This is a genomic window from Lentzea sp. NPDC036955, assembly GCF_055608005.1.
Map to the genome: position 1 here is coordinate 52143 of NZ_JBVJRC010000006.1, position 17695 is coordinate 69837.

Annotated in this window: 20 protein-coding genes; 10 read left to right on the top strand and 10 right to left on the bottom strand. The window is 71.4% G+C overall.

Annotated elements, in window-relative coordinates; all coding sequences use genetic code 11:
- The first annotated feature begins 102 nt into the window (after positions 1-102).
- Positions 103-1044 carry an SDR family NAD(P)-dependent oxidoreductase gene (locus ACZ7CF_RS20990; protein WP_470370314.1) on the top strand — a complete coding sequence of 314 codons (942 nt, stop codon included), beginning with the start codon at positions 103-105 and terminating at the stop codon, positions 1042-1044.
- Positions 1044-1781 carry an SDR family NAD(P)-dependent oxidoreductase gene (locus ACZ7CF_RS20995; protein ID WP_458431652.1) on the top strand — a complete coding sequence of 246 codons (738 nt, stop codon included), beginning with the start codon at positions 1044-1046 and terminating at the stop codon, positions 1779-1781. The genes ACZ7CF_RS20990 and ACZ7CF_RS20995 overlap by 1 nt, the downstream gene beginning before the upstream one ends.
- On the opposite strand, the gene ACZ7CF_RS21000 is transcribed toward ACZ7CF_RS20995, so the two are convergent.
- On the bottom strand, positions 1778-2617 hold the full coding sequence (locus ACZ7CF_RS21000) for a LysR family transcriptional regulator (protein WP_360401218.1): 840 nt from the start codon (positions 2615-2617) through the stop codon (positions 1778-1780). The two genes, ACZ7CF_RS20995 and ACZ7CF_RS21000, sit on opposite strands and share 4 nt — an antisense overlap.
- A 68-nt stretch (positions 2618-2685) precedes the next feature.
- On the opposite strand from ACZ7CF_RS21000, the gene ACZ7CF_RS21005 reads away from it, so the two are divergent.
- Both ACZ7CF_RS21005 and ACZ7CF_RS21010 read left to right on the top strand, forming a co-directional pair.
- Positions 2686-3567, top strand: a complete 882-nt coding sequence (locus ACZ7CF_RS21005) for an MBL fold metallo-hydrolase (protein WP_470370315.1) — start codon at positions 2686-2688, stop codon at positions 3565-3567.
- 102 nt (positions 3568-3669) lie between these two features.
- Positions 3670-4668, top strand: a complete 999-nt coding sequence (locus ACZ7CF_RS21010; RefSeq protein WP_458434376.1) for a chitinase — start codon at positions 3670-3672, stop codon at positions 4666-4668.
- Positions 4669-4716: 48 nt separating this feature from the next.
- Here ACZ7CF_RS21010 and ACZ7CF_RS21015 read toward each other — a convergent pair whose 3' ends face one another.
- The gene (locus ACZ7CF_RS21015; RefSeq protein WP_470370316.1) at positions 4717-5991 is read right to left on the bottom strand and encodes an alpha/beta hydrolase; all 1275 of its coding nucleotides are present in this window, start codon (positions 5989-5991) and stop codon (positions 4717-4719) included.
- A gap of 81 nt (positions 5992-6072) precedes the next feature.
- Positions 6073-7128 carry a threonine aldolase family protein gene (locus ACZ7CF_RS21020; RefSeq protein WP_360401230.1) on the bottom strand — a complete coding sequence of 352 codons (1056 nt, stop codon included), beginning with the start codon at positions 7126-7128 and terminating at the stop codon, positions 6073-6075.
- 79 nt (positions 7129-7207) lie between these two features.
- Between ACZ7CF_RS21020 and ACZ7CF_RS21025 the strand changes: the two genes are divergently transcribed.
- Positions 7208-7579: a hypothetical protein gene (locus tag ACZ7CF_RS21025; RefSeq protein WP_470370317.1), complete on the top strand. Its 372-nt coding sequence runs from the start codon at positions 7208-7210 to the stop codon at positions 7577-7579.
- Between the two features lie 67 nt (positions 7580-7646).
- On the opposite strand, the gene ACZ7CF_RS21030 is transcribed toward ACZ7CF_RS21025, so the two are convergent.
- Positions 7647-8009, bottom strand: coding sequence for a DUF779 domain-containing protein (locus ACZ7CF_RS21030; protein ID WP_360401236.1), 363 nt, complete (start codon positions 8007-8009; stop codon positions 7647-7649).
- Positions 8009-9532 carry an acetaldehyde dehydrogenase ExaC gene (gene exaC, locus ACZ7CF_RS21035; RefSeq protein ID WP_360401239.1) on the bottom strand — a complete coding sequence of 508 codons (1524 nt, stop codon included), beginning with the start codon at positions 9530-9532 and terminating at the stop codon, positions 8009-8011. The genes ACZ7CF_RS21030 and exaC overlap by 1 nt, the downstream gene beginning before the upstream one ends.
- Before the next feature lie 117 nt (positions 9533-9649).
- Between exaC and ACZ7CF_RS21040 the strand changes: the two genes are divergently transcribed.
- Both ACZ7CF_RS21040 and ACZ7CF_RS21045 read left to right on the top strand, forming a co-directional pair.
- Positions 9650-10762 carry a GAF domain-containing protein gene (locus ACZ7CF_RS21040; RefSeq protein WP_470370318.1) on the top strand — a complete coding sequence of 371 codons (1113 nt, stop codon included), beginning with the start codon at positions 9650-9652 and terminating at the stop codon, positions 10760-10762.
- 89 nt (positions 10763-10851) lie between these two features.
- A complete protein-coding gene (locus ACZ7CF_RS21045; protein WP_470370319.1) occupies positions 10852-11130 on the top strand; it encodes a hypothetical protein in 279 nt (92 codons plus the stop codon).
- Between the two features lie 6 nt (positions 11131-11136).
- On the opposite strand, the gene ACZ7CF_RS21050 is transcribed toward ACZ7CF_RS21045, so the two are convergent.
- Positions 11137-11616, bottom strand: a complete 480-nt coding sequence (locus tag ACZ7CF_RS21050) for a hypothetical protein (protein ID WP_470370320.1) — start codon at positions 11614-11616, stop codon at positions 11137-11139.
- A 56-nt stretch (positions 11617-11672) separates the two neighbouring features.
- On the opposite strand from ACZ7CF_RS21050, the gene ACZ7CF_RS21055 reads away from it, so the two are divergent.
- From ACZ7CF_RS21055 to ACZ7CF_RS21065, 3 genes are all read left to right on the top strand, one after another.
- Positions 11673-12545: a PfkB family carbohydrate kinase gene (locus tag ACZ7CF_RS21055; protein WP_470370321.1), complete on the top strand. Its 873-nt coding sequence runs from the start codon at positions 11673-11675 to the stop codon at positions 12543-12545.
- A gap of 73 nt (positions 12546-12618) precedes the next feature.
- Entirely contained in the window at positions 12619-13356 is a 738-nt protein-coding gene (locus tag ACZ7CF_RS21060) for a DUF4397 domain-containing protein (protein WP_360401254.1), read from the top strand.
- Positions 13356-13880: a class F sortase gene (locus ACZ7CF_RS21065; RefSeq protein ID WP_470370322.1), complete on the top strand. Its 525-nt coding sequence runs from the start codon at positions 13356-13358 to the stop codon at positions 13878-13880. Before ACZ7CF_RS21060 ends, ACZ7CF_RS21065 begins: the two co-directional genes overlap by 1 nt.
- Positions 13881-13993: 113 nt before the next feature.
- Here ACZ7CF_RS21065 and ACZ7CF_RS21070 read toward each other — a convergent pair whose 3' ends face one another.
- The 4 genes from ACZ7CF_RS21070 to ACZ7CF_RS21085 form a co-directional block, all read right to left on the bottom strand.
- Entirely contained in the window at positions 13994-14629 is a 636-nt protein-coding gene (locus tag ACZ7CF_RS21070; RefSeq protein WP_470370323.1) for an ABC transporter ATP-binding protein, read from the bottom strand.
- The gene (locus tag ACZ7CF_RS21075; RefSeq protein ID WP_360401263.1) at positions 14623-15525 is read right to left on the bottom strand and encodes an ABC transporter ATP-binding protein; all 903 of its coding nucleotides are present in this window, start codon (positions 15523-15525) and stop codon (positions 14623-14625) included. Before ACZ7CF_RS21075 ends, ACZ7CF_RS21070 begins: the two co-directional genes overlap by 7 nt.
- Entirely contained in the window at positions 15519-16403 is an 885-nt protein-coding gene (locus ACZ7CF_RS21080) for an ABC transporter permease (protein ID WP_470370324.1), read from the bottom strand. Before ACZ7CF_RS21080 ends, ACZ7CF_RS21075 begins: the two co-directional genes overlap by 7 nt.
- A gap of 224 nt (positions 16404-16627) precedes the next feature.
- Positions 16628-17581, bottom strand: a complete 954-nt coding sequence (locus tag ACZ7CF_RS21085) for an ABC transporter permease (protein ID WP_360401268.1) — start codon at positions 17579-17581, stop codon at positions 16628-16630.
- Positions 17582-17695: the final 114 nt, after the last annotated feature.

Genomic DNA, 17695 nt, shown 5'->3' on the forward strand with positions numbered 1-17695 from the left:
CACTCCCCGTGGGATCACTTGCTAACCGGAGGGGCCTCCGGTTAGTGTGGAACTCGAACCGGAGGAACCTCCGTTTCAGTGTACGACAGGTTGGGAAAGAAGATGACGGAGCGCATCACCACCCCGTTCGGCTTCGAGACCACCGCTCTCGAGGTCATCGACGGCGTCGACCTGTCCAGCCGCCGCGCCGTGGTCACCGGTGGGGCGTCGGGCATCGGCGTCGAGACCGTGCGGGCACTGGCCGCCGCCGGCGCCGAGGTCACCATCGCGGCCCGCAACGTCGAGGTGGGCGGGCGCGTGGCCGCGTCGCTCGCCGAGTCGACGGGCAACAAGAACGTCCTCGTGGCGCCGCTGGACCTCGCGGACCAGGAGTCGGTCAAGGCGTTCGCGCGGTCCTGGGACGGGCCGCTGCACCTGCTGGTCAACAACGCCGGCGTCATGGCCACGCCGCTGACCCGCACGCCGGAGGGCTGGGAGCTGCAGTTCGCCACCAACCACTTCGGCCACTTCACGCTGACGCTCGGGCTGTTCGACGCGCTGCGGGCCGAGGGCGCACGCGTCGTGAACGTCAGCTCAGCCGGTCACCTCTCGAGCCCGGTGGTGTTCGAGGACATCCACTTCGAGCGCCGCGAGTACGACCGCTGGCAGGCCTACGGCCAGTCCAAGACCGCGAACGTCCTGTTCGGTGTCGAGGCCGGGAAGCGCTGGGGCGCCGAGGGGATCACGATGAACGCGCTGATGCCGGGTGCGATCCTGACGAACCTGCAGCGGCACATCACGCCGGAGGAGCTGGAGGAACGGCGCCGGCTGCGCGGCGGCGACCGGCCGGTGCGGCTCAAGACGCCGGAGCAGGGCGCGGCCACCACGCTCGTGCTCGCCGTCTCGCCGCTGGTCGACGGACGGTCGGGGCTCTACTTCGAAGACTGCAACCAGGCCTCGCCTGCCACCGGTTCGGCCGGGCTCGCCGCATACGCACACGACCCGGAGGCCGCCGCACAGCTGTGGAAGGTCTCCGAGGACACGCTCAACGTTGGGGAACAGTGATGAACACCAGGTTCGAGACCACCGCACTGGACGTCGTCGAGGGCGCTGACCTCTCCGGCCGCCGCGCGGTCGTGACCGTCGGGGCGTCGGGGATCGGTGTCGAGACCGTGCGCGCGCTGGCCGTCGCGGGCGCCGAGGTGACCATCGCGGCACGTGACCTCGATGCCGCGCAACGGGTGGCCGTGGAGCTGATGGTGGCCACCGGCAACAAGCGGATCTCAGCCGCACGGCTGGACCTCGCGTCCCAGCAGTCGGTGAAGGCGTTCGCGCGCGACTGGGACGGCCCGCTGCACCTGCTGGTCAACAACGCCGAGGTGCGGGCCACGCCGTTGACCCGCACCGCCGAGGGCTGGGAGCTGCAGTTCGCGACCAACCACCTCGGGCACTTCGCGCTCACGCTCGGGCTGTTCAACTCGTTGCGGGCCGACGGTGCGCGCGTGGTGAACGTCAGCTCGTCCGCGCACCTCAAGAGCGATGTCGTGTTCGACGACCTCCACTTCGAGCACCGCGAGTACGACCGCTGGCAGGCCTACGGCCAGTCCAAGACCGCGAACATCCTGTTCGCGATCGAGGCCGGCAAGCGGTGGGCCGCCGAGGGGATCACGACGACCGCGGTGCTGCCGGGCAGCTACCACGGCCTGGCCCCGTACGCGCAGGACGAGGAGTCAGCGGCACTGCTGTGGAAGGTCTCCGAGGAGACCCTGGGCGTCTACGACCTGCAGGCCGCCCTGCGCTAGGCGTACGCCGTGACGGCGGTCCGGACCAGCGAGCTGATCAGCGGGTTCGGGTCGCCGTCCTGCCACGCCACGACGACGCGGCTCGGTGCCATGTCGGTGAGCGGCACGACGGCGAGCTCGGCCGGTGGGGTGTGTCCCAACGGGGTCATGCCGACGGTCCCGTTCCACAGCACGGCTTGCAGGCACTCCTGGACCGCGCGCACGACCGGGCCCTCACGGGGCTCGCCGCCGTGCCAGTAGCTCTGCCAGGCCGGGTCGGTGCCCTCGGGGAACCGGAACCAGCGGCGGTCCGCGAGGTCGGCGAGCCGCAGTTCCCCGTGCTGTGCCAGGGAATCGTCCGCGCGCAGCACCACGCCGACCGGGTCGCCGCGCAGCTCGTGGGTGCTCAGCCCGGTCAGGTCGAACGGCGCCCTGGTCAGCGCCACGTCCACGAGCCCGGCCCGCAGGCCGCAGGTCGGGTCGGTGAGGTCGGTCTCGCGGACCAGCACCTCGACGTCCGGGTGCTCGCGCCGGAACGCGGCCGCCAGCCGGGTCGCGCCCTGGTCGGAGCTGTCGGCGAGCACGCCGATCGTGAGGGTGGCCGCGCCCGCGACCCGGTCGCGCAGGCGGTCCGCCCGGTCCAGCAGGTCGCGCGCCCCGTGCAGGAGCAGGCGACCGGCCGGCGTGAGCGCGACGCCCGCGGGGGAGCGGTGCAGCAGCACGGCGCCCAGGTCGTGCTCCAGCTGCTTGATCGCCCGGCTCAGCGGCGGCTGGCTCAGGTGCAGTCTCGCGGCGGCGCGGCCGAAGTGGAGCTCCTCGGCGACGGCGACGAAGTACCGCAGGGTGCGCAGCTCCACGATCAGCGACGATACCGGCCCGGTATCGGGTGTGCGGAGCCGGTCTTGGACAGCGCGCGGTCCCGCGGGTGAGCTGGTGGTCATGGAGCTCATGGACCCGGTCGTCCGGGTGGAAGGCGGTCGAGATCGCCCGCGACCTGCTGGTGGTGCCCGGCGAACGCGTGCCGCTCGTGCCGAACATCGGTGTGATCGGCGGTTCCGCGGCGGTGCTCGTCGTGGACACCGGCTTGGGCGTGGAGAACGCCTCCGCCGTGCTGGCGTTCGCCCAGGAGGTGGCGCGCGGCCGCCGGATCTACCTGACCACGACGCACTTCCACCCGGAGCACGCGTTCGGCGCGCAGGTGTTCGCGGGGGAGGCCACGTACCTGGTGAACCGCGCGCAGGCCGCCGATCTGGACCGCAAGGGCGCCGGTTATCTGCAGATGTTCCGCGGGCTGAGCGACGTGGTCGCGCGCCGGCTGGAAGGCGTCGAGGTGCCGGTGCCGGACGTCGTGCACGACTCGTACGACCTGGACCTCGGTGGCCGGGTGGTGCGGCTGCGGGCCACGGGGCGCGGTCACACGCTGGGCGACCAGGTGGTCGAGGTGCCCGACGCCGGCGTCCTGTTCACCGGCGACCTCGCCGAGACCGGGCAGTTCGCGATCTTCCCGTGGTTCCCGCCGCACGACACCGACGTGTCCGGCCTGGGCTGGATCGACGTGCTGGACCGGCTGAGCGCGCTGCGGCCGTCCGTCGTGGTGCCCGGCCACGGCGATGTCGGCGGGCAGGAGGTGCTTGCGGACGTGCGGTCCTACCTGGTCGAACTGCGCGACGAGACGTGGCGGCGCCGTGGTTCCGAGCTGGTCGCGGAGGAGGTGCGGGAGCTGATGATCGCGCGGCACCCCGAGTGGGAGGGCCGCGAGTGGATCGAACCGGGCGTCGCGTGCCTGTGCGCCGAACATGCCGCCTAGAGGTCTGGACCATTTCGTGCTTGAATGACAGCGGGTCGCCGCCTGAACGCGAAAGGTGAGCGAATGTCCGCACGTTCGGTGTTGACAGCCCTGCTTCTGCTCATGACCGCCGTCCTGGTCCCGTCGACCGCTGCCCAGGCGGCCGACACGTGCGCCCTCAAACCCCGGCCGGCCGGAAAAGTGCTGCACGGCTACTGGGAGAACTGGGACGGTGCCTCGAACGGCGTGCACCCGCCGTTCGGCTGGACCCCGATCAACGACAGCCGGATCGCCCAGCACGGCTACAACGTGATCAACGCGGCCTTCCCGGTGATCCGCTCCGACGGCACGGTGCTGTGGGAGGACGGGATGGACGCGACGGTGAAGGTCGCGACGCCGGCCGAGATGTGCGCGGCGAAGGCCGCGGGCGCCACGATCCTGCTCTCGATCGGCGGCGCGACGGCCGGCATCGACCTGAGCTCGTCCGCCGTCGCGGACCGGTTCATCGCGACCGTCGTGCCGATCCTGAAGAAGTACAACTTCGACGGCATCGACATCGACGTCGAGACCGGTCTGGTGGGCAGCGGCAGCATCACCCAGCTGTCGCCGTCGCAGACCAACCTGATCCGGATCATCGACGGGGTGCTCGCGGCGATGCCCGCCGGGTTCGGCCTGACGATGGCGCCGGAGACGGCGTACGTGACCGGCGGCAGCGTCGTCTACGGCTCGATCTGGGGCGCGTACCTGCCGATCATCAAGAAGTACGCCGACAACGGCCGCCTGTGGTGGCTGAACATGCAGTACTACAACGGTTCGATGTACGGCTGCTCCGGTGACAGCTACTCCGCCGGCACCGTGCAGGGGTTCGTGGCGCAGACCCAGTGCCTCAACAAGGGGCTGGTCATCCAGGGCACCACGATCCGGGTGCCCTACGACAAGCAGGTCCCCGGCCTGCCCGCACAGCCCGGTGCCGGTGGCGGGTACATGTCGCCCTCGCTGGTGGGGCAGGCGTGGAACAGCTTCGGCGGCCAGCTCAAGGGCCTGATGACCTGGTCGATCAACTGGGACGGCTCGAAGGGCTGGACGTTCGGCGACAACGTGAAGCGCCTGCAGGGCCGGTAGCGCACCGCTGCTCGGGCCGGAGGCCTGCACCTCCGGCCCGAGCGGCGGTCACGACCGCGGGAGCACGCGCGACCCGTAGGGCTTCGGCTGGTACCGCGGGTCGAAGAAGCAGCCGGAGCCGTACGTCTCGTCGTTGCGGGGGCACCTGGCCGCGACGGAGAACGGGTTCGGCCGCAGCCCGGTCCGCTCCCAGCGCTCCAGCGACTGCACCGCCGAGGCGTACTCGGAGTCGCTGAGCGCGCTGTGCTCGGACTCGGTGGTGAACGTCTGCACGAGGTTCCACCACCGCCCGGCCTTGAGCACCTGCTGCTTGTAGGCCGACTCGTGCTCGACGAACGCCGTGGGGTCGCCGATCGCGTGCAGCGAGAGCACCGGGATGTCGATCTTGCCGGTGAGGTCGCTGTCGTAGGCCAGTTCCGCGCGTGCCTGCGGGTCCGGCGAGAACCGCTCGACCCCGGCGTTGAGCGCGGCGTCGTCGTGCGAGCCCTGGTACCGCACGCCCGCGTTGCTCCACGGGTTCCGGCCGCCCAGCCGGTTGTGGACGATGTCGCGGAACGTGAACGTCGCGAAGTTCAGGTGCGAGTTCAAGGTGGACTCGGGGATCTTCGTGACGGCCAGGACGTCATTGAGCTTCTGCTGCTGTTCAGCCGTGCGGTTGCCCGCGGTGCCCAGGCACTCCTCGATCCGGCTCCGCAGCCCGGCCGTGGTCATCGTGGAGTCCTTGCGCAGCCCCATCCACAACGGGTACTGCGCCTCGGTGGGGCGCGGGTGGTTGCCGCAGTAGTACTGGTAGACCACCCGCAGGTCGACCCGGTAGTCGTAGCCCTTCGACCCGCCGGCCATGACCCCGCTGGTGAGCAGTGCCGCGTCGTAGCCCTTGTACAGCTCGATGGTCTTGGCCGCGACGTTGCCGCCCCACGACTGCCCGTGCAGGTACACCTTGCGCGGCTTCAGCGTCGAGCTGACCATCCTGCGCAGGTTGTCCGTGTCCTCGGCGGCCATCCGCGTGCCGTAACCGCCCCGCCGGTAGGACGTGCCGGCCCACGCGTAGCCCTCCTTCACCATGACGGCCCAGCGGCTCAGGTCGTCACGGGTGCGCTCGGGCGTGGGCTCGCCGAGGTCCGGACCGCCGTGCGAGTGCACGACCAGCGTCTTGTTCCAGTGCTTCGGCACGGCAACGGTGTAGTAGGCGCCGTTCGCGTCCCGGCCCTCGTAACAGCGGGTGTCGGCCGGGACGTTCGCCGGGCACGGCGCCGTGGGCGGCAGGTGCACGGGCGTCGTGACGCTCGCGGCGGTGAGAGCGAAAGCCAGCAGGACGTTCATGGCTGGGAATCGTGTGCCCACCGCCGGCTGTGGTCCAGTTCACCCGCACAAACTTGGGACTTCCCTGACGTTGCGGTCCGGCTACGCGCCGAGCTCCTCCCGGACGACCGCGACGAACCGGTCCACATCGGACTCGGTCGTGTCCCACGCCGTCATCCACCGCACCTCCCCGCGCGCCCGGTCCCAGTCGTAGAACCGCACCCGCTTGCGGATCCGGTCGGCGACCTCGACCGGCAACGTCACGAACAGCGCGTTCGCCGCCGTCTCCTGCGTGAACGCGAGCCCGGGAACCTCCTCCAGCGCCGCCCGCAGCCGTGCCGCCATCGCGTTCGCGTGCGCCGCCGACCGCACCCCGAGGTCGCCGTCGAACAGCGCGAGCAGCTGCGCGGACGCGAACCGCATCTTGCTCGGCAGCTGCATCATCAGCTTGCGCAGGTACCGCAGCCCGGTCGCCCGGCCGGGGTCGAGCACGACCACCGCCTCCGCGCCCAGCAACCCCGCCTTCGTGCCACCGAGGCTGATGACGTCCACGCCCGCGGCGGTGGTGAACTCGCGGAACGGCACCCCGAGCGCGGCGGCCGCGTTCCACAGCCGCGCGCCGTCCACGTGCACGGCCATGTCCCGCTCGTGCGCGTAGTCGCAGATCGCCCGCAGCTCATCGGGTGTGTAGAGGGTGCCCATCTCGGTGGTCTGCGAGACGCTCACGGCCAGCGGCTGCGCCCGGTGCTCGTTGCCCCAGCCCCACGCCTCCGCGGCGATCAGCTCCGGCGTGAGCTTGCCGTCCGGCGTGGGCACGGTCAGCACCTTGAGCCCGGTCATCCGCTCCGGCGCACCGCCCTCGTCGACGTTGATGTGCGCGGTGGCCGCCGAGACGACCGCGCCCCACCGGGGCAAGACGCTGGTGAGCGCCATGACGTTCGCACCGGTGCCGTTGAAGACCGGGAACGCCTCCGCGCGCTCCCCGAACCGTTCCCGCACGACCTCCTGCAACCGTGCCGTGTAGACGTCCTCGCCGTACGACACCTGGTGCCCGCCGTTCGCCGCGGCGATGGCGGCGAGCGCCTCCGGCAGCACCCCGGCGTAGTTGTCGCTGGCGAAGGCGCGCCAGCCGGTGTCGTGCAGCGGCTCGATCGTCATGCCCGCACGGTAGCTGCTCCGATTTCTGTCGCCGGCTCGGTCCAGGTCCTGGATGGACACACCGGGCAGGGGAGCCCGCGTGACCGGTTCGCGGCGCTGTACGCCTTCGAGAGCGGCTTCGACTGCTCGTTCACCCGCTTCCGCGCGGTCCGCGCACCTCACCGGGCTGACCGAGCTCACCGCCCTGCTGATGTTCGCCGCGGCCGGCGAGTTCCTGTCCGGTCCCGCTGAGGCCACGGTGCTGTTCCGGGCGGAGACGGGCGCGAACCTGTGGCCGGCCGACGCGGACGGCTGGCTGTCTGTGCTGTCCGTCGGCGGCGACGGCGCGCGCTTCGTCGCTGCACGCGACCTGACCGCGGTGGTGGAGGGCCTGCGCCCGGCCGAGAGCTGGTCGAACGGCTGGGGGAGGAGGCGGAGGAGTGGGACTGGGACTCCGGTGCGGACTTCGTGACGGAGGTGCCGCGGAACCCGGCGTTCACGGATCTCGCGGTGCTGGCGGCTGCCTTGGACTGAGCTCCTCAGAGCTCGTCGTCGGTCAGCAGCCGCGACCGGACCAGGAACCGCACCCCGAGCGGTGCCTCCAGCGAGAACCCGCTCCCGCGCCCCTTCACCACGTCGATCGTCAGGTGCGTGTGGCTCCAGTACTCGAACTGCGCCGCCGACATCCACACGGGAACGGAGAACGAGTCGGCATCCGAGTCCACGGCCAGGTCCCCGAGGTGCACGTCCGACGACCCGGTCCGGAACTCCCCTGCCGGGTAGCACATCGGCGCCGACCCGTCGCAGCAGCCGCCGGACTGGTGGAACATCAGCTCGCCGTGCGACGCCCGGAGGCGGCGGAGCAGGTCCGCCGCCTCCGAGGTCAGGTCGACCCGTGCCATCAGAAGAAGCCCTGGGCGTTCTGCGAGTAGCTGACCAGCAGGTTCTTCGTCTGCTGGTAGTGGTCGAGCATCACGCGGTGGTTCTCGCGGCCGATGCCGGACTGCTTGTAGCCGCCGAACGCGGCGTGCGCGGGGTAGGAGTGGTAGTTGTTCACCCACACGCGGCCGGCCTGGATGTCGCGGCCCGCGCGATAGGCGATGGAGCCGTCGCGGGACCAGACACCGGCGCCGAGACCGTAGAGGGTGTCGTTGGCGGTCTTCATGGCGTCGTCGTAGTCGGAGAACGACGTCACGGCGACGACCGGGCCGAAGATCTCCTCCTGGAAGACGCGCATCTTGTTGTCGCCCTCGAACACCGTCGGGGTGACGTAGTAGCCGCCGGAGAGCTCGCCGCCGAGGTCGGCCCGCTCACCACCGGTGAGGACGCGGGCGCCCTCCTGCTTGCCGATGTCGATGTAGGACAGGATCTTCTCCAGCTGGTCGTTGGAGGCCTGGGCGCCGATCATCGTGTCCGTGTCGAGGGGGTTGCCCTGCTTGATCGCCTTCGTCCGTTCGACGGCGTCGCCGAGGAAGTCCGAGTAGATCGAGTCCTGGATCAGCGCGCGGGACGGGCAGGTGCAGACCTCGCCCTGGTTCAGCGCGAACATCGTGAAGCCCTCGAGGGCCTTGTCGTAGAAGGCGTCGCGGGAGGCCGCCACGTCGGAGAAGAACACGTTGGGCGACTTGCCGCCGAGCTCCAGCGTCACCGGGATGATGTTCTCGCTGGCGTACTGCATGATCAGCCGGCCGGTGGTGGTCTCGCCGGTGAACGCGACCTTCGCGATGCGGCGGGAGGACGCGAGCGGTTTGCCGGCCTCGACGCCGAAGCCGTTCACGATGTTGAGGACACCGGGTGGCAGCAGGTCGGCGATGAGCTCCATCAGCACGTGGATGGACGCCGGGGTCTGCTCGGCCGGCTTGAGCACCACCGCGTTGCCCGCCGCGAGTGCCGGTGCGAGCTTCCAGGTGGCCATGAGCAGCGGGAAGTTCCACGGGATGATCTGCGCGACCACGCCCAGCGGCTCCTGGAAGTGGTAGGCGACCAGGTCCTCGTCGATCTGCGAGATGCCGCCCTCCTGGGCGCGGATCACGCCCGCGAAGTAGCGGAAGTGGTCCACGGCCAGCGGCAGGTCGGCGGCCAGCGTCTCGCGGACGGGCTTGCCGTTCTCCCACGACTCGGCCACGGCGAGCGCCTCGAGGTTGTCCTCCATGCGGTCCGCGATCTGGTTGAGCACCTGGGCGCGGGCGGAGGGGGAGGTCTTGCCCCACGCGCGGGCGGCGCCGTGGGCGGCGTCCAGCGCGCGTTCGACGTCCTCCGCGGTGCCGCGGGCGATCTCGGTGAAGTCCTCACCGGTCACCGGGGTCGGGTTGGCGAAGTACTCGCCCTTGGCGGGAGGGACGTACTCCCCGCCGATGAAGTGGTCGTACCGGTCGCGGTACGTCACCACGCTGCCGGGCTGGCCCGGGGCCGCGTACTTCGTCATCGTCTCGCCTCCCGCATCGTTGCGAACCGGTGACGACGCTAGGGAGGGCAACGTTTCATCGACGTTGCATCCGAAAGGAGTAGTCCGGACCGCGCGTGCGGCAGTCATCCTGGTGTGATGCAGCCTCGCGAAGTGGCGCGGCCGGTGATCGCCGAGTCGTGGCAGCGGTCCCTCGCGGCCAGCGTCGACCCCGACCGGCACGAGGCGCCGGTGGTGCTCGCACCGGACGAGGTCGCGCACCTGCGCGGGGACCACCCGCTGGCGGCTGCCCTGCCGGTGCTGCGGCACACCCTCGCGATGGACGAGACGATCATGATCGTCACCGACACCACGGGCACGATCCTGTGGTGCGAAGGCGACAACAAGACCCGGCACACCGCGGAGCGCGTCCACCTGACCGAGGGCTCGCGGTGGAGCGAGGACGCCATCGGCACGAACGCGATGGGCACGGCGCTCGCGACCGGCCGCCCGGTGACCGTGCACTCGAACGAGCACCTGGTGCGCCGGTGCCACACGTGGACGTGCGCGGCGAGCCCCATCCGCGACCCGCGCACCGGCACGTTGCTGGGCGTGGTCGACGTGAGCGGCCCGTTGAAGACGATGCACCCGGCCGTCGCGCCGCTGGTCTCCGCCGCCGCCCAGCTCGCGGAACACCACCTGCGGAGCCACCTGCGGCCGCGCAGGCCGGTGCTGGCGCTCACCTTCCTCGGCGGACTGGCCGCGACCCTCGACGGACGCCCGCTGTCGCTCACGCTGCGCAACGCCGAGGTGCTCACGGCGCTGGCGCTGCACCCGCGCGGCCTCACCGCGGAACAGCTGGCGTTGCAGCTCTACGGCGAGCGCGGCAACCCGACGACGGTCCGCGCCGAGCTGCACCGGTTGCGCGCCCAGCTCGGCACCGCGCTCCTGACCAGGCCCTACCGCCTCAACGTGGAGCTGAGCGGTGACTTCCTGGACGTGCGCGCCGCGTTGCGCGAGGGCCGCTCCGTCGCCGCCTACCCCGGTGAGCTGCTGGCCCGGTCGGACGCGCCGGTCGTGCGGGAGGAACGCGACGACCTGACCGCGGCGTTGCGCCGGCAGGTGATCGACGCCGGTGAGGTCGACGCGCTGGTGTCGTTCGCGGACAACGTGGAGGACGCCGAGGTGCTGGAGCGGCTGCACGGGCTGCTGCCGGCCGCCGACCCGCGCCACGCACTGGTCTCCTCACGGCTGCGCCGAGCGTTGGAATAGGCCTTCCCGCCGGGGGAGGACGACAACGTGAAGCAGTGCACCAACTGCATGACCAGGTTGCCGCGCAAGGAAATCGCTGACGTCGCCTGGTGCCTGCTGTGCACGGCCTGCCGTGGACCGGTTTCCGCTGGCTGACCAAGTCGCGCGGCACGTGGGACCGCGACGACGAGACCGGCGAGGTCGCGTTGCTGCGCAAGCGTTCGCGGCCCGACGAGGCGGGGCTGCTGTACCTGGTGCGCTACGGCAGGGTCCTCAAGTTCGGCCGCGGCCAAGCCGACCGGGTGCACGGACACGTCAAGCACGGCGCCATGCCCGTGCTGGTGCTGTCCGGCGGCGAGGACGTCACGGACCGCTTCGCTCCCGGCTGAGCGCCGTCAGTCGGTGCCGAAGTCCCGCCCGCGAACCGGGTGCGGCGACGTGTGCACGTACCGGCCGGAGGGTGTGAGCGAGCGCGCCGCCGGGTGCGTCAGGCCGAGCACGGACGCGAACACCTCCCGCGCACCCAGCACGATCCGCTTGAGAGCGGCGGACTTGCGGGCGTGCAACGAGAACGCCTCGATGCGGTCGACCACCCGGACCTGCGGGAGCATGACCACGACGGCGTAGGACGCCGGGTCCGGCAACTGCGGGCAGAGCCGCGCCGGGGTTCCGTTGTCGGACACGAAGTGCGGCAGCGCGGGCTGGGAGCGCTTCGGCTGCGAGGGCAGCGTGAGGGTGGTGCGCGCGGCTCGGCGTTCGGCCAGGGCGGCGCGGTGGGCGCGGACCTGTTCCTTGAACGCGGCGCGCTCGTGGTCGAGGGTGAAGGCGCGGCGGTGCCGCTTCAGGGTCCGCAGCTCGGCGAGGTGTCGCGTCACGAGGCCAGTATGCGAAGGCGCGCAACCGTTATTCGCCGGGTGAATCCGGAGGTCCCGTGCCGCAGGCTGGGTACCCCGGCGCCGTGGACAACATCGTCGTGGTGGGGCAGATAGCGCGTGACCTGGTGCTCGTCGTCGACGAGGTGCCCGGTTCCGGTGGCACGAGCCAGGTGCGGCAGCGCCGGGAGATGCTCGGCGGCAAGGGCGCGAACATCGCCGTCGGCCTGGCCCAGCTCGGTGCGGCGGTCGAGCTGGTCGGCGTGGTCGGGGAGGACGGCGTCGGTGAGCGGCTGGTCGCGCGGGCGGCCGCGGACGGCATCGGCACGGCGGGTGTGGTGCGACGGGGCGTGTCGGCGTTGATCGTCGACCTCGTGGCGGACGGGTGGCGGTACCTGGAGGACCTGCGGGAGCCGGTGCGCGAGGAAGACCTCCCGCTCGACGTGATCGCCGCGGCGAAAGCCGTCGTCGTCCAGCTCCAGCTACCGCCCGAGGTGGCGCTCAAGGCGGCCCGGTCGGCACGCGGTGTCGTGGTGCTCGACGGTGCGCCGGAGGAGTTCCGCGACGAGCTGCTGGCCCGCGCGGACGTGCTGCGGGCCGATCACCAGGAGGCCGAGCTGCTGACCGGCCGCAAGATCACCTCCACCGACGACGCCCTGGCCGCGGCCCGTTCGGTCGAAGGGCCGGGGCTCGTGGCGTTCGCGGTCAACGGTGAGGGCAACGTGTTCGTCTGGGACGGAGGCGAGCTGGTGCTGCCGTTGGGTGACGCGGAGGTGGTGGACACGACCGGAGGAGGAGACGCGTTCATCGCGGCGTTGACCTATGCGCTCACGAACGGTTCCACGCCGGAAGAGGCCGCACGGCTCGCCGTGAAGGCATCGGGCGACACGGTGACGCGTCCCGGCGGGCGACCGGATCTGGCCGGGTTGTGACCGGTGGGAACGACGCGAGAATTGTCGGTGCGGCACGCTACCGTTGGCGTGGTCCGGTGAGGGGAGGTCTGCCGTGCGGTTCATCGCCGTTGTGCTGTTGTTGCTGCTGAGCGCCGCGCCGGCGCAGGCTGCCAGTGGCACGTACATCCGCATCGGGCACTTCTCGGTGGACCAGGCGCGGGTGGAGGTGAGCCTGGACGGCACGGCGCTCGGCGGCTTCGACTACGCCGCGCTCGACGACTACCGGCGGGTCGCCCCCGGCGAGCACCTCGTCGAGTTCCGCACCGCGGACCCGAACGCGCCGGTGCTGCGCTCGGTGCTCGTGCAGGCCGCCGAGGGCAAGGCGTACACGGTGGTCGACCTGGCGAGCACGATGAAGGTCCTGGAGGACGACATCAGCCTGCCGGTCAACGGTCAGGCGCGGCTGCGCGTGATCAACGCCGGTGACGCCGAGATGGACGTCGTGCGGTCGGGCTCCTTCATCCACCGGGGCGTGCAGGCGAACAGCACGACCGGGTACGTCGTGCTCCTGCCCGACGACGACCCCTTGCAGGTGCTGCCGCGCGGCAAGGACTCGACCCAGCTCGACGTGACGACCGAACCCGGCGCGGTCTACTCGCTGCTGGTCAGCGCACGCCGCATCGAGCTGCGGACCGACGCGAAGAGCGCCGAGGTCGTGCCGAGCGGCGGCCAGGAGACCGGCTTCGGCGGCATGGCGGGCGGCTGGGACTGGCTGACCGCGCTCGTCATCGCGCTCGTCGTCGGCCTCGCCATGTACTCGGTGCGCGACCGCCTGTTCCGGTTCGGCTGATGGGCAAGGGCAAGCTGGTGATGGCCGCGGCGATCGTGGTCACGCTCATCTACATCGTCAAGGGCCCCGGCGCGGACCAGGCACCGGAGCCGGTGACGGTGCGCATCCCGGCGATCGGGGTGGAGACGAAGCTGCAGGCCTTGGCGGTCGACGGCGCGGGTGCACTCGAACCGCCGACCCGCGCGGACCAGGCCGGCTGGTACGCGAAGGGCGTGAAACCGGGTGACGCGGGCCCGGTGGTGATCGCGGGCCACGTCGACTCGAAGACCGGCCCTGGCGTGTTCTACCGATTACCGGAGCTGCAACCGGGCGCCGAGGTGCTGGTCGAACGCGAGGACGGCAGCGCGCTGACGTTCGTGGTGAACCGGTCGTACTCCACGCAGAAGGTGGAGTTCCCGACCGCGGGCGTGTACGGCCCGACACCGTTGTCGGAGCTGCGGCTGGTGACGTGCGGCGGTGAGTTCGACCGTGCGGCGGGCAGCTACCGCGACAACGTCATCGTGGAGGCGGTGCTGAAGGCCTGACCAGACCGTTGTGTGCGTGAGAGGTCACGCGCGTGTTCGCGTCCGTCTCGGTCTGGTGGGTGTGGTTCATGCCGACCAACGCCGCGTGCGACGTGCCGCCAAGCGTCGGACAGCTACCGCGACGACGTCACCGTGGAGGCGGTGGTGAACGTCTGATCGGCCCACCGGGCGAGCAGCCGGGAGTCGTGCGAGATCGCGAGCACGCCCGCGTCCGTCTCGGCCTGGTAGGCGTGGATCACGCCGACCAGCGCTGCGGTCGTCGAGGCGTCGAGCATCGTGGTCATCTCGTCGCAGATCAGGTACCGGGGCCGCAGGGCGAGCGCGCGGGCGAGGCAGGCGCGTTGCAGCTGGCCGTCGCTCACCTCGTGCGGCCGGCGGTCGAGCAGGTCCTCGGTGAGCATGACGAGGTCGGCGAGCTCGGCGACGCGGCCGGGGTTGTTGCCGAGCGGTTCGGCGATGGCCCTGCGCAAGGTGAAGCGCGGGTCGACGGACAGGCGCGGCTGCTGGAACAGCACACCGATCTTGGTGCGCTGCGGTGCCCGGAACCGGTAGCCCGTGACCGTGTCGCCGTCGATCTCCACGGTGCCCGCGAACGGCTTGTGCAGCAACGCGAGCACCCGCGCCACAGTGGACTTGCCGGACCCGCTCGGGCCGGCGAGCCCGATCGTCCGTCCGGAGGGGATGGTGAGGCTGAAGTCGGTGATCACCGGGTGCCGGTAGCCCGCGGTGATGCCGTGCGCGCTCAGCACGGGCGGTGGCACGCGACGGCGTGCGGGTCGTCGGTCAGCACGGGCCGTTCCTCGCAGATCGCCATGGCCTGCTCGCACCGAGGGGCGAACGCGCAACCGACCGGCAGGTCGGTCAGCAGCGGCGGCAGGCCGGGGATGGGTGTGAAGGCGCGGTCGGGCAGGGCGTCCGCCAGGCCGCGGCTGTAGGGGTGGCGCGCGTTGTCGAGCACGTCGTGGGCGGGTCCGAGCTCGACGATCCGCCCCGCGTACATCACCGCGATCCGGTCGGCGATCTTGTGCGCCGCCTCCAGGTCGTGGGTGATGAGCAGGACGGCGTGCCCGTCGTCGACCATGCGCCGGAACTCGTCCAGCAACCCGTCGACCAGGTCGCGGTCCAGGCCCGTGGTCGGTTCGTCGGCGATGAGCAGCCACGGGTCGCCGACCAGCGCCAACGCGTTCGCGACGCGCTGCGCCATGCCGCCGGACAGCTCGTGCGGGTAGCGGTCGAGGTGTTCGGGCAGCAGCCCGGCGCGTTCGGCGGCACTGGCAGCGTCGCCGCCGAGCGTGCGCGCGGCTTCTTCGAGCTGCGACCGCGCGGTGCGCACCGGCGTGAGGTGGCTGGCCGGGCTTTGCGGGATGAGCCCGATCTGCCGGCCGCGGACCTTCGTGGCCAGCTCGTGGTCCGTGGCCTGGAGCAGGTCGAGCTCGCCGAGCCGTGCCGCCCCGCGGGTCTGGGCGTTGCCCGGCAGGAACCCGAGCAGCGCGCTGGCCAGCACCGTCTTGCCGCACCCGCTCTCCCCGACGAGCGCGACGCACTCGCCGGGCCGGATGGTCAGCGACACGTCGCTGACCGCGTCGACCGTCGCCCCCGGCAACGCGAACCGCACCGACAGCCGTTCGACCTCGAGGTTCACCACGTCAGCTCCGTGCGCCGCTTGGGGTTCAACCGGTCCCGCCACACCCCGCTGACGCCCGACACGGCGAGCGTCGTGACGACGAGCAGCAACCCCGGCGCCAACGACATCCACCACCCGCCGACCAGCAGCGACCGCTGGGCATCGTTGATCATGTTGCCGATGCTCGCCGCGTGCGGCGGCAGCCCGAGCCCGAGGAACGACAACGCCGTCTCGTGCCACACCGCGTGCGGCACCATGAGCGTGGTCGCGAGCAGGACCTGCGGCGCCACGTTCGGCAACAGGTGCCGCGTCAGCACCTTCGTCCTGCCGGCACCGCCTACGACGGCCGCGTCGATGAACGGCCGCGACTTCAACGACAGCACCTCCGACCGCACGATCCGCGCGGACGTGAGCCAGTGGGTGAGCGCGATCGAGATGATCACCGCGGTCAGGCTCGGCCGCAGGACCGCGACGATCACGATGCCCAGCAACAGGTGCGGCACCGACGCCATCGCGTCGACCAGCCGCATCAACACCCGGTCGACCCACCCGCCGACCGCCCCGGCCAGCGCACCCACCGCAGTGCCGACAACCGCCGAGATGGTCGCCGCGACAATGCCCACCGTCAGCGACACACGCAGCGCATAGATGCACCGCAGCAGCACGTCCCGCCCAAGCTCGTCGGTGCCGAACAGGTGCGCCGCCGACGGCGCCTGGTTGGCCACGGCGAGGTCGACGTACTGCTCATTGAGGTCGACGACCAGCGGAACGACGATGGTCGCCAGCGCGACGACCACCAGCACGGTCGCTGCCGGAACCAGCCGCAGCCGAGGCGACCGCGGCGGTCCGGCAGCGGTGAGCCGCGCACGCGGTGCACTGCGCCAGGCCAGGTCAGCCATGGTCCGCTCCCGTCTCCGCCCGCCGTACGTCACCCGGACGGGTGGTCGTTGTCCTGATCCGCGCCTGGCTGCGTCTGGTTGATGTCCGGAAGTACCCAACTCGTTCGCCCGCGAAGTGAGGAAGCGCGGATGGGGGCGGACCGCTGCCCAGTCGCCCCGGCACTGCCAGTCGGGTCGGGGCCGCCAGTCGGGTCGAGGGGCAGCCAGCCGCAGTCAGGAGTCCGTCAGCCATCGACCGCCACCCTCGGGTCGGCGAGCGCGTAGAGGACGTCGGCGAGGAGGTTCCCCACCAGCACCACAGCGGTGGCCATCACGGTCAGGGCACCGAGCAACGCGAAGTCCACGTTCAGCGCCGCCTCCACGGTGGCGCGCGCGATGCCCGGCCATGAGAACACCGTCTCCACCAGCAACGCCCCCGTGATCAGCTCGGGCAGCCGCGCCCCGAGCAGCGTCAGGAACGGCAGGAGCGAGGTGCGCAGCGCGTGCCCCGTGACCACCAGCCGGTCGGGCAGGCCGCGGGCCCGCGCGCCGATCACGTGGTCCTGGGTGAAGGACTCGAGGAGGTTCTGCCGCACGAACAGCACGAACCACGGCGCCTGCGAGATCGCCAGCACCGCCACCGGCAGCACCATGTGCACCGCGACCCCGCCGACGGTGACCGGCTCCGCCCCGCTCGTCACGCCGCCGCCGGGCAGCCAGCGCAGCTGCAGCGCGAACACGTACAGCACCGCCAGCCCCACCCAGAACACGGGCGCGGCCTCCAGCGCGTAGCAGCCGCCGGTGACCACGCGGTCCAGCCACGTGCCCTGCCGCCACGCTGCGGCCGTGCCCAGCAGCAGTCCCAGCAGCAGCGCCAGGGTGAAGCCGACCGACACGAGCAGCACCGTCCACCCGAGACGGTCGCCGATGACGGCGGACACGGGTTGCTGCAGGGAGAGCGAGTCGCCGAGGTCGCCGACCACCGCGTGCCGCAGCCAGGCCCAGTACTGGGCCACCACGGGCTGGTCGACGCCCCAGTTCTCGCGCAGCTGGGCGACGCGTTCCGGGGAGGCGCCGATGATGCGGACGCCGAAGTAGCGCTCGACCGGGTCGAACGGCGAGGCCTTGGCGAGCACGAACAGCGCGAAGCTCACCACGAGCAGGACCGGGGCCGCGAAGGCCAAGCGGCGCAACGCCATCATGCCGAGGGCGCACGACCTGGTCCGGGGACGACCCGAGAAGCGAGGACCGGCCGAGGAACGTCGACCGGCCAAGGAAGGCAGACCAGCCAAGGAACGCCGCGCCGCCGGGGC

Coding starts and splice junctions, on each gene's coding strand:
- ACZ7CF_RS20990 (WP_470370314.1), top strand. CDS start 103: ATGACGGAGCGCATCACCACCCCGTTCGGCTTCGAGACCACCGCTCTC.
- ACZ7CF_RS20995 (WP_458431652.1), top strand. CDS start 1,044: ATGAACACCAGGTTCGAGACCACCGCACTGGACGTCGTCGAGGGCGCT.
- ACZ7CF_RS21010 (WP_458434376.1), top strand. CDS start 3,670: ATGACCGCCGTCCTGGTCCCGTCGACCGCTGCCCAGGCGGCCGACACG.
- ACZ7CF_RS21015 (WP_470370316.1), bottom strand. CDS start 5,991: ATGAACGTCCTGCTGGCTTTCGCTCTCACCGCCGCGAGCGTCACGACG.
- ACZ7CF_RS21020 (WP_360401230.1), bottom strand. CDS start 7,128: ATGACGATCGAGCCGCTGCACGACACCGGCTGGCGCGCCTTCGCCAGC.
- ACZ7CF_RS21030 (WP_360401236.1), bottom strand. CDS start 8,009: ATGGCACGGGTCGACCTGACCTCGGAGGCGGCGGACCTGCTCCGCCGC.
- exaC (WP_360401239.1), bottom strand. CDS start 9,532: ATGACGAAGTACGCGGCCCCGGGCCAGCCCGGCAGCGTGGTGACGTAC.
- ACZ7CF_RS21040 (WP_470370318.1), top strand. CDS start 9,650: ATGCAGCCTCGCGAAGTGGCGCGGCCGGTGATCGCCGAGTCGTGGCAG.
- ACZ7CF_RS21065 (WP_470370322.1), top strand. CDS start 13,356: ATGGGCAAGGGCAAGCTGGTGATGGCCGCGGCGATCGTGGTCACGCTC.
- ACZ7CF_RS21080 (WP_470370324.1), bottom strand. CDS start 16,403: ATGGCTGACCTGGCCTGGCGCAGTGCACCGCGTGCGCGGCTCACCGCT.
- ACZ7CF_RS21085 (WP_360401268.1), bottom strand. CDS start 17,581: ATGGCGTTGCGCCGCTTGGCCTTCGCGGCCCCGGTCCTGCTCGTGGTG.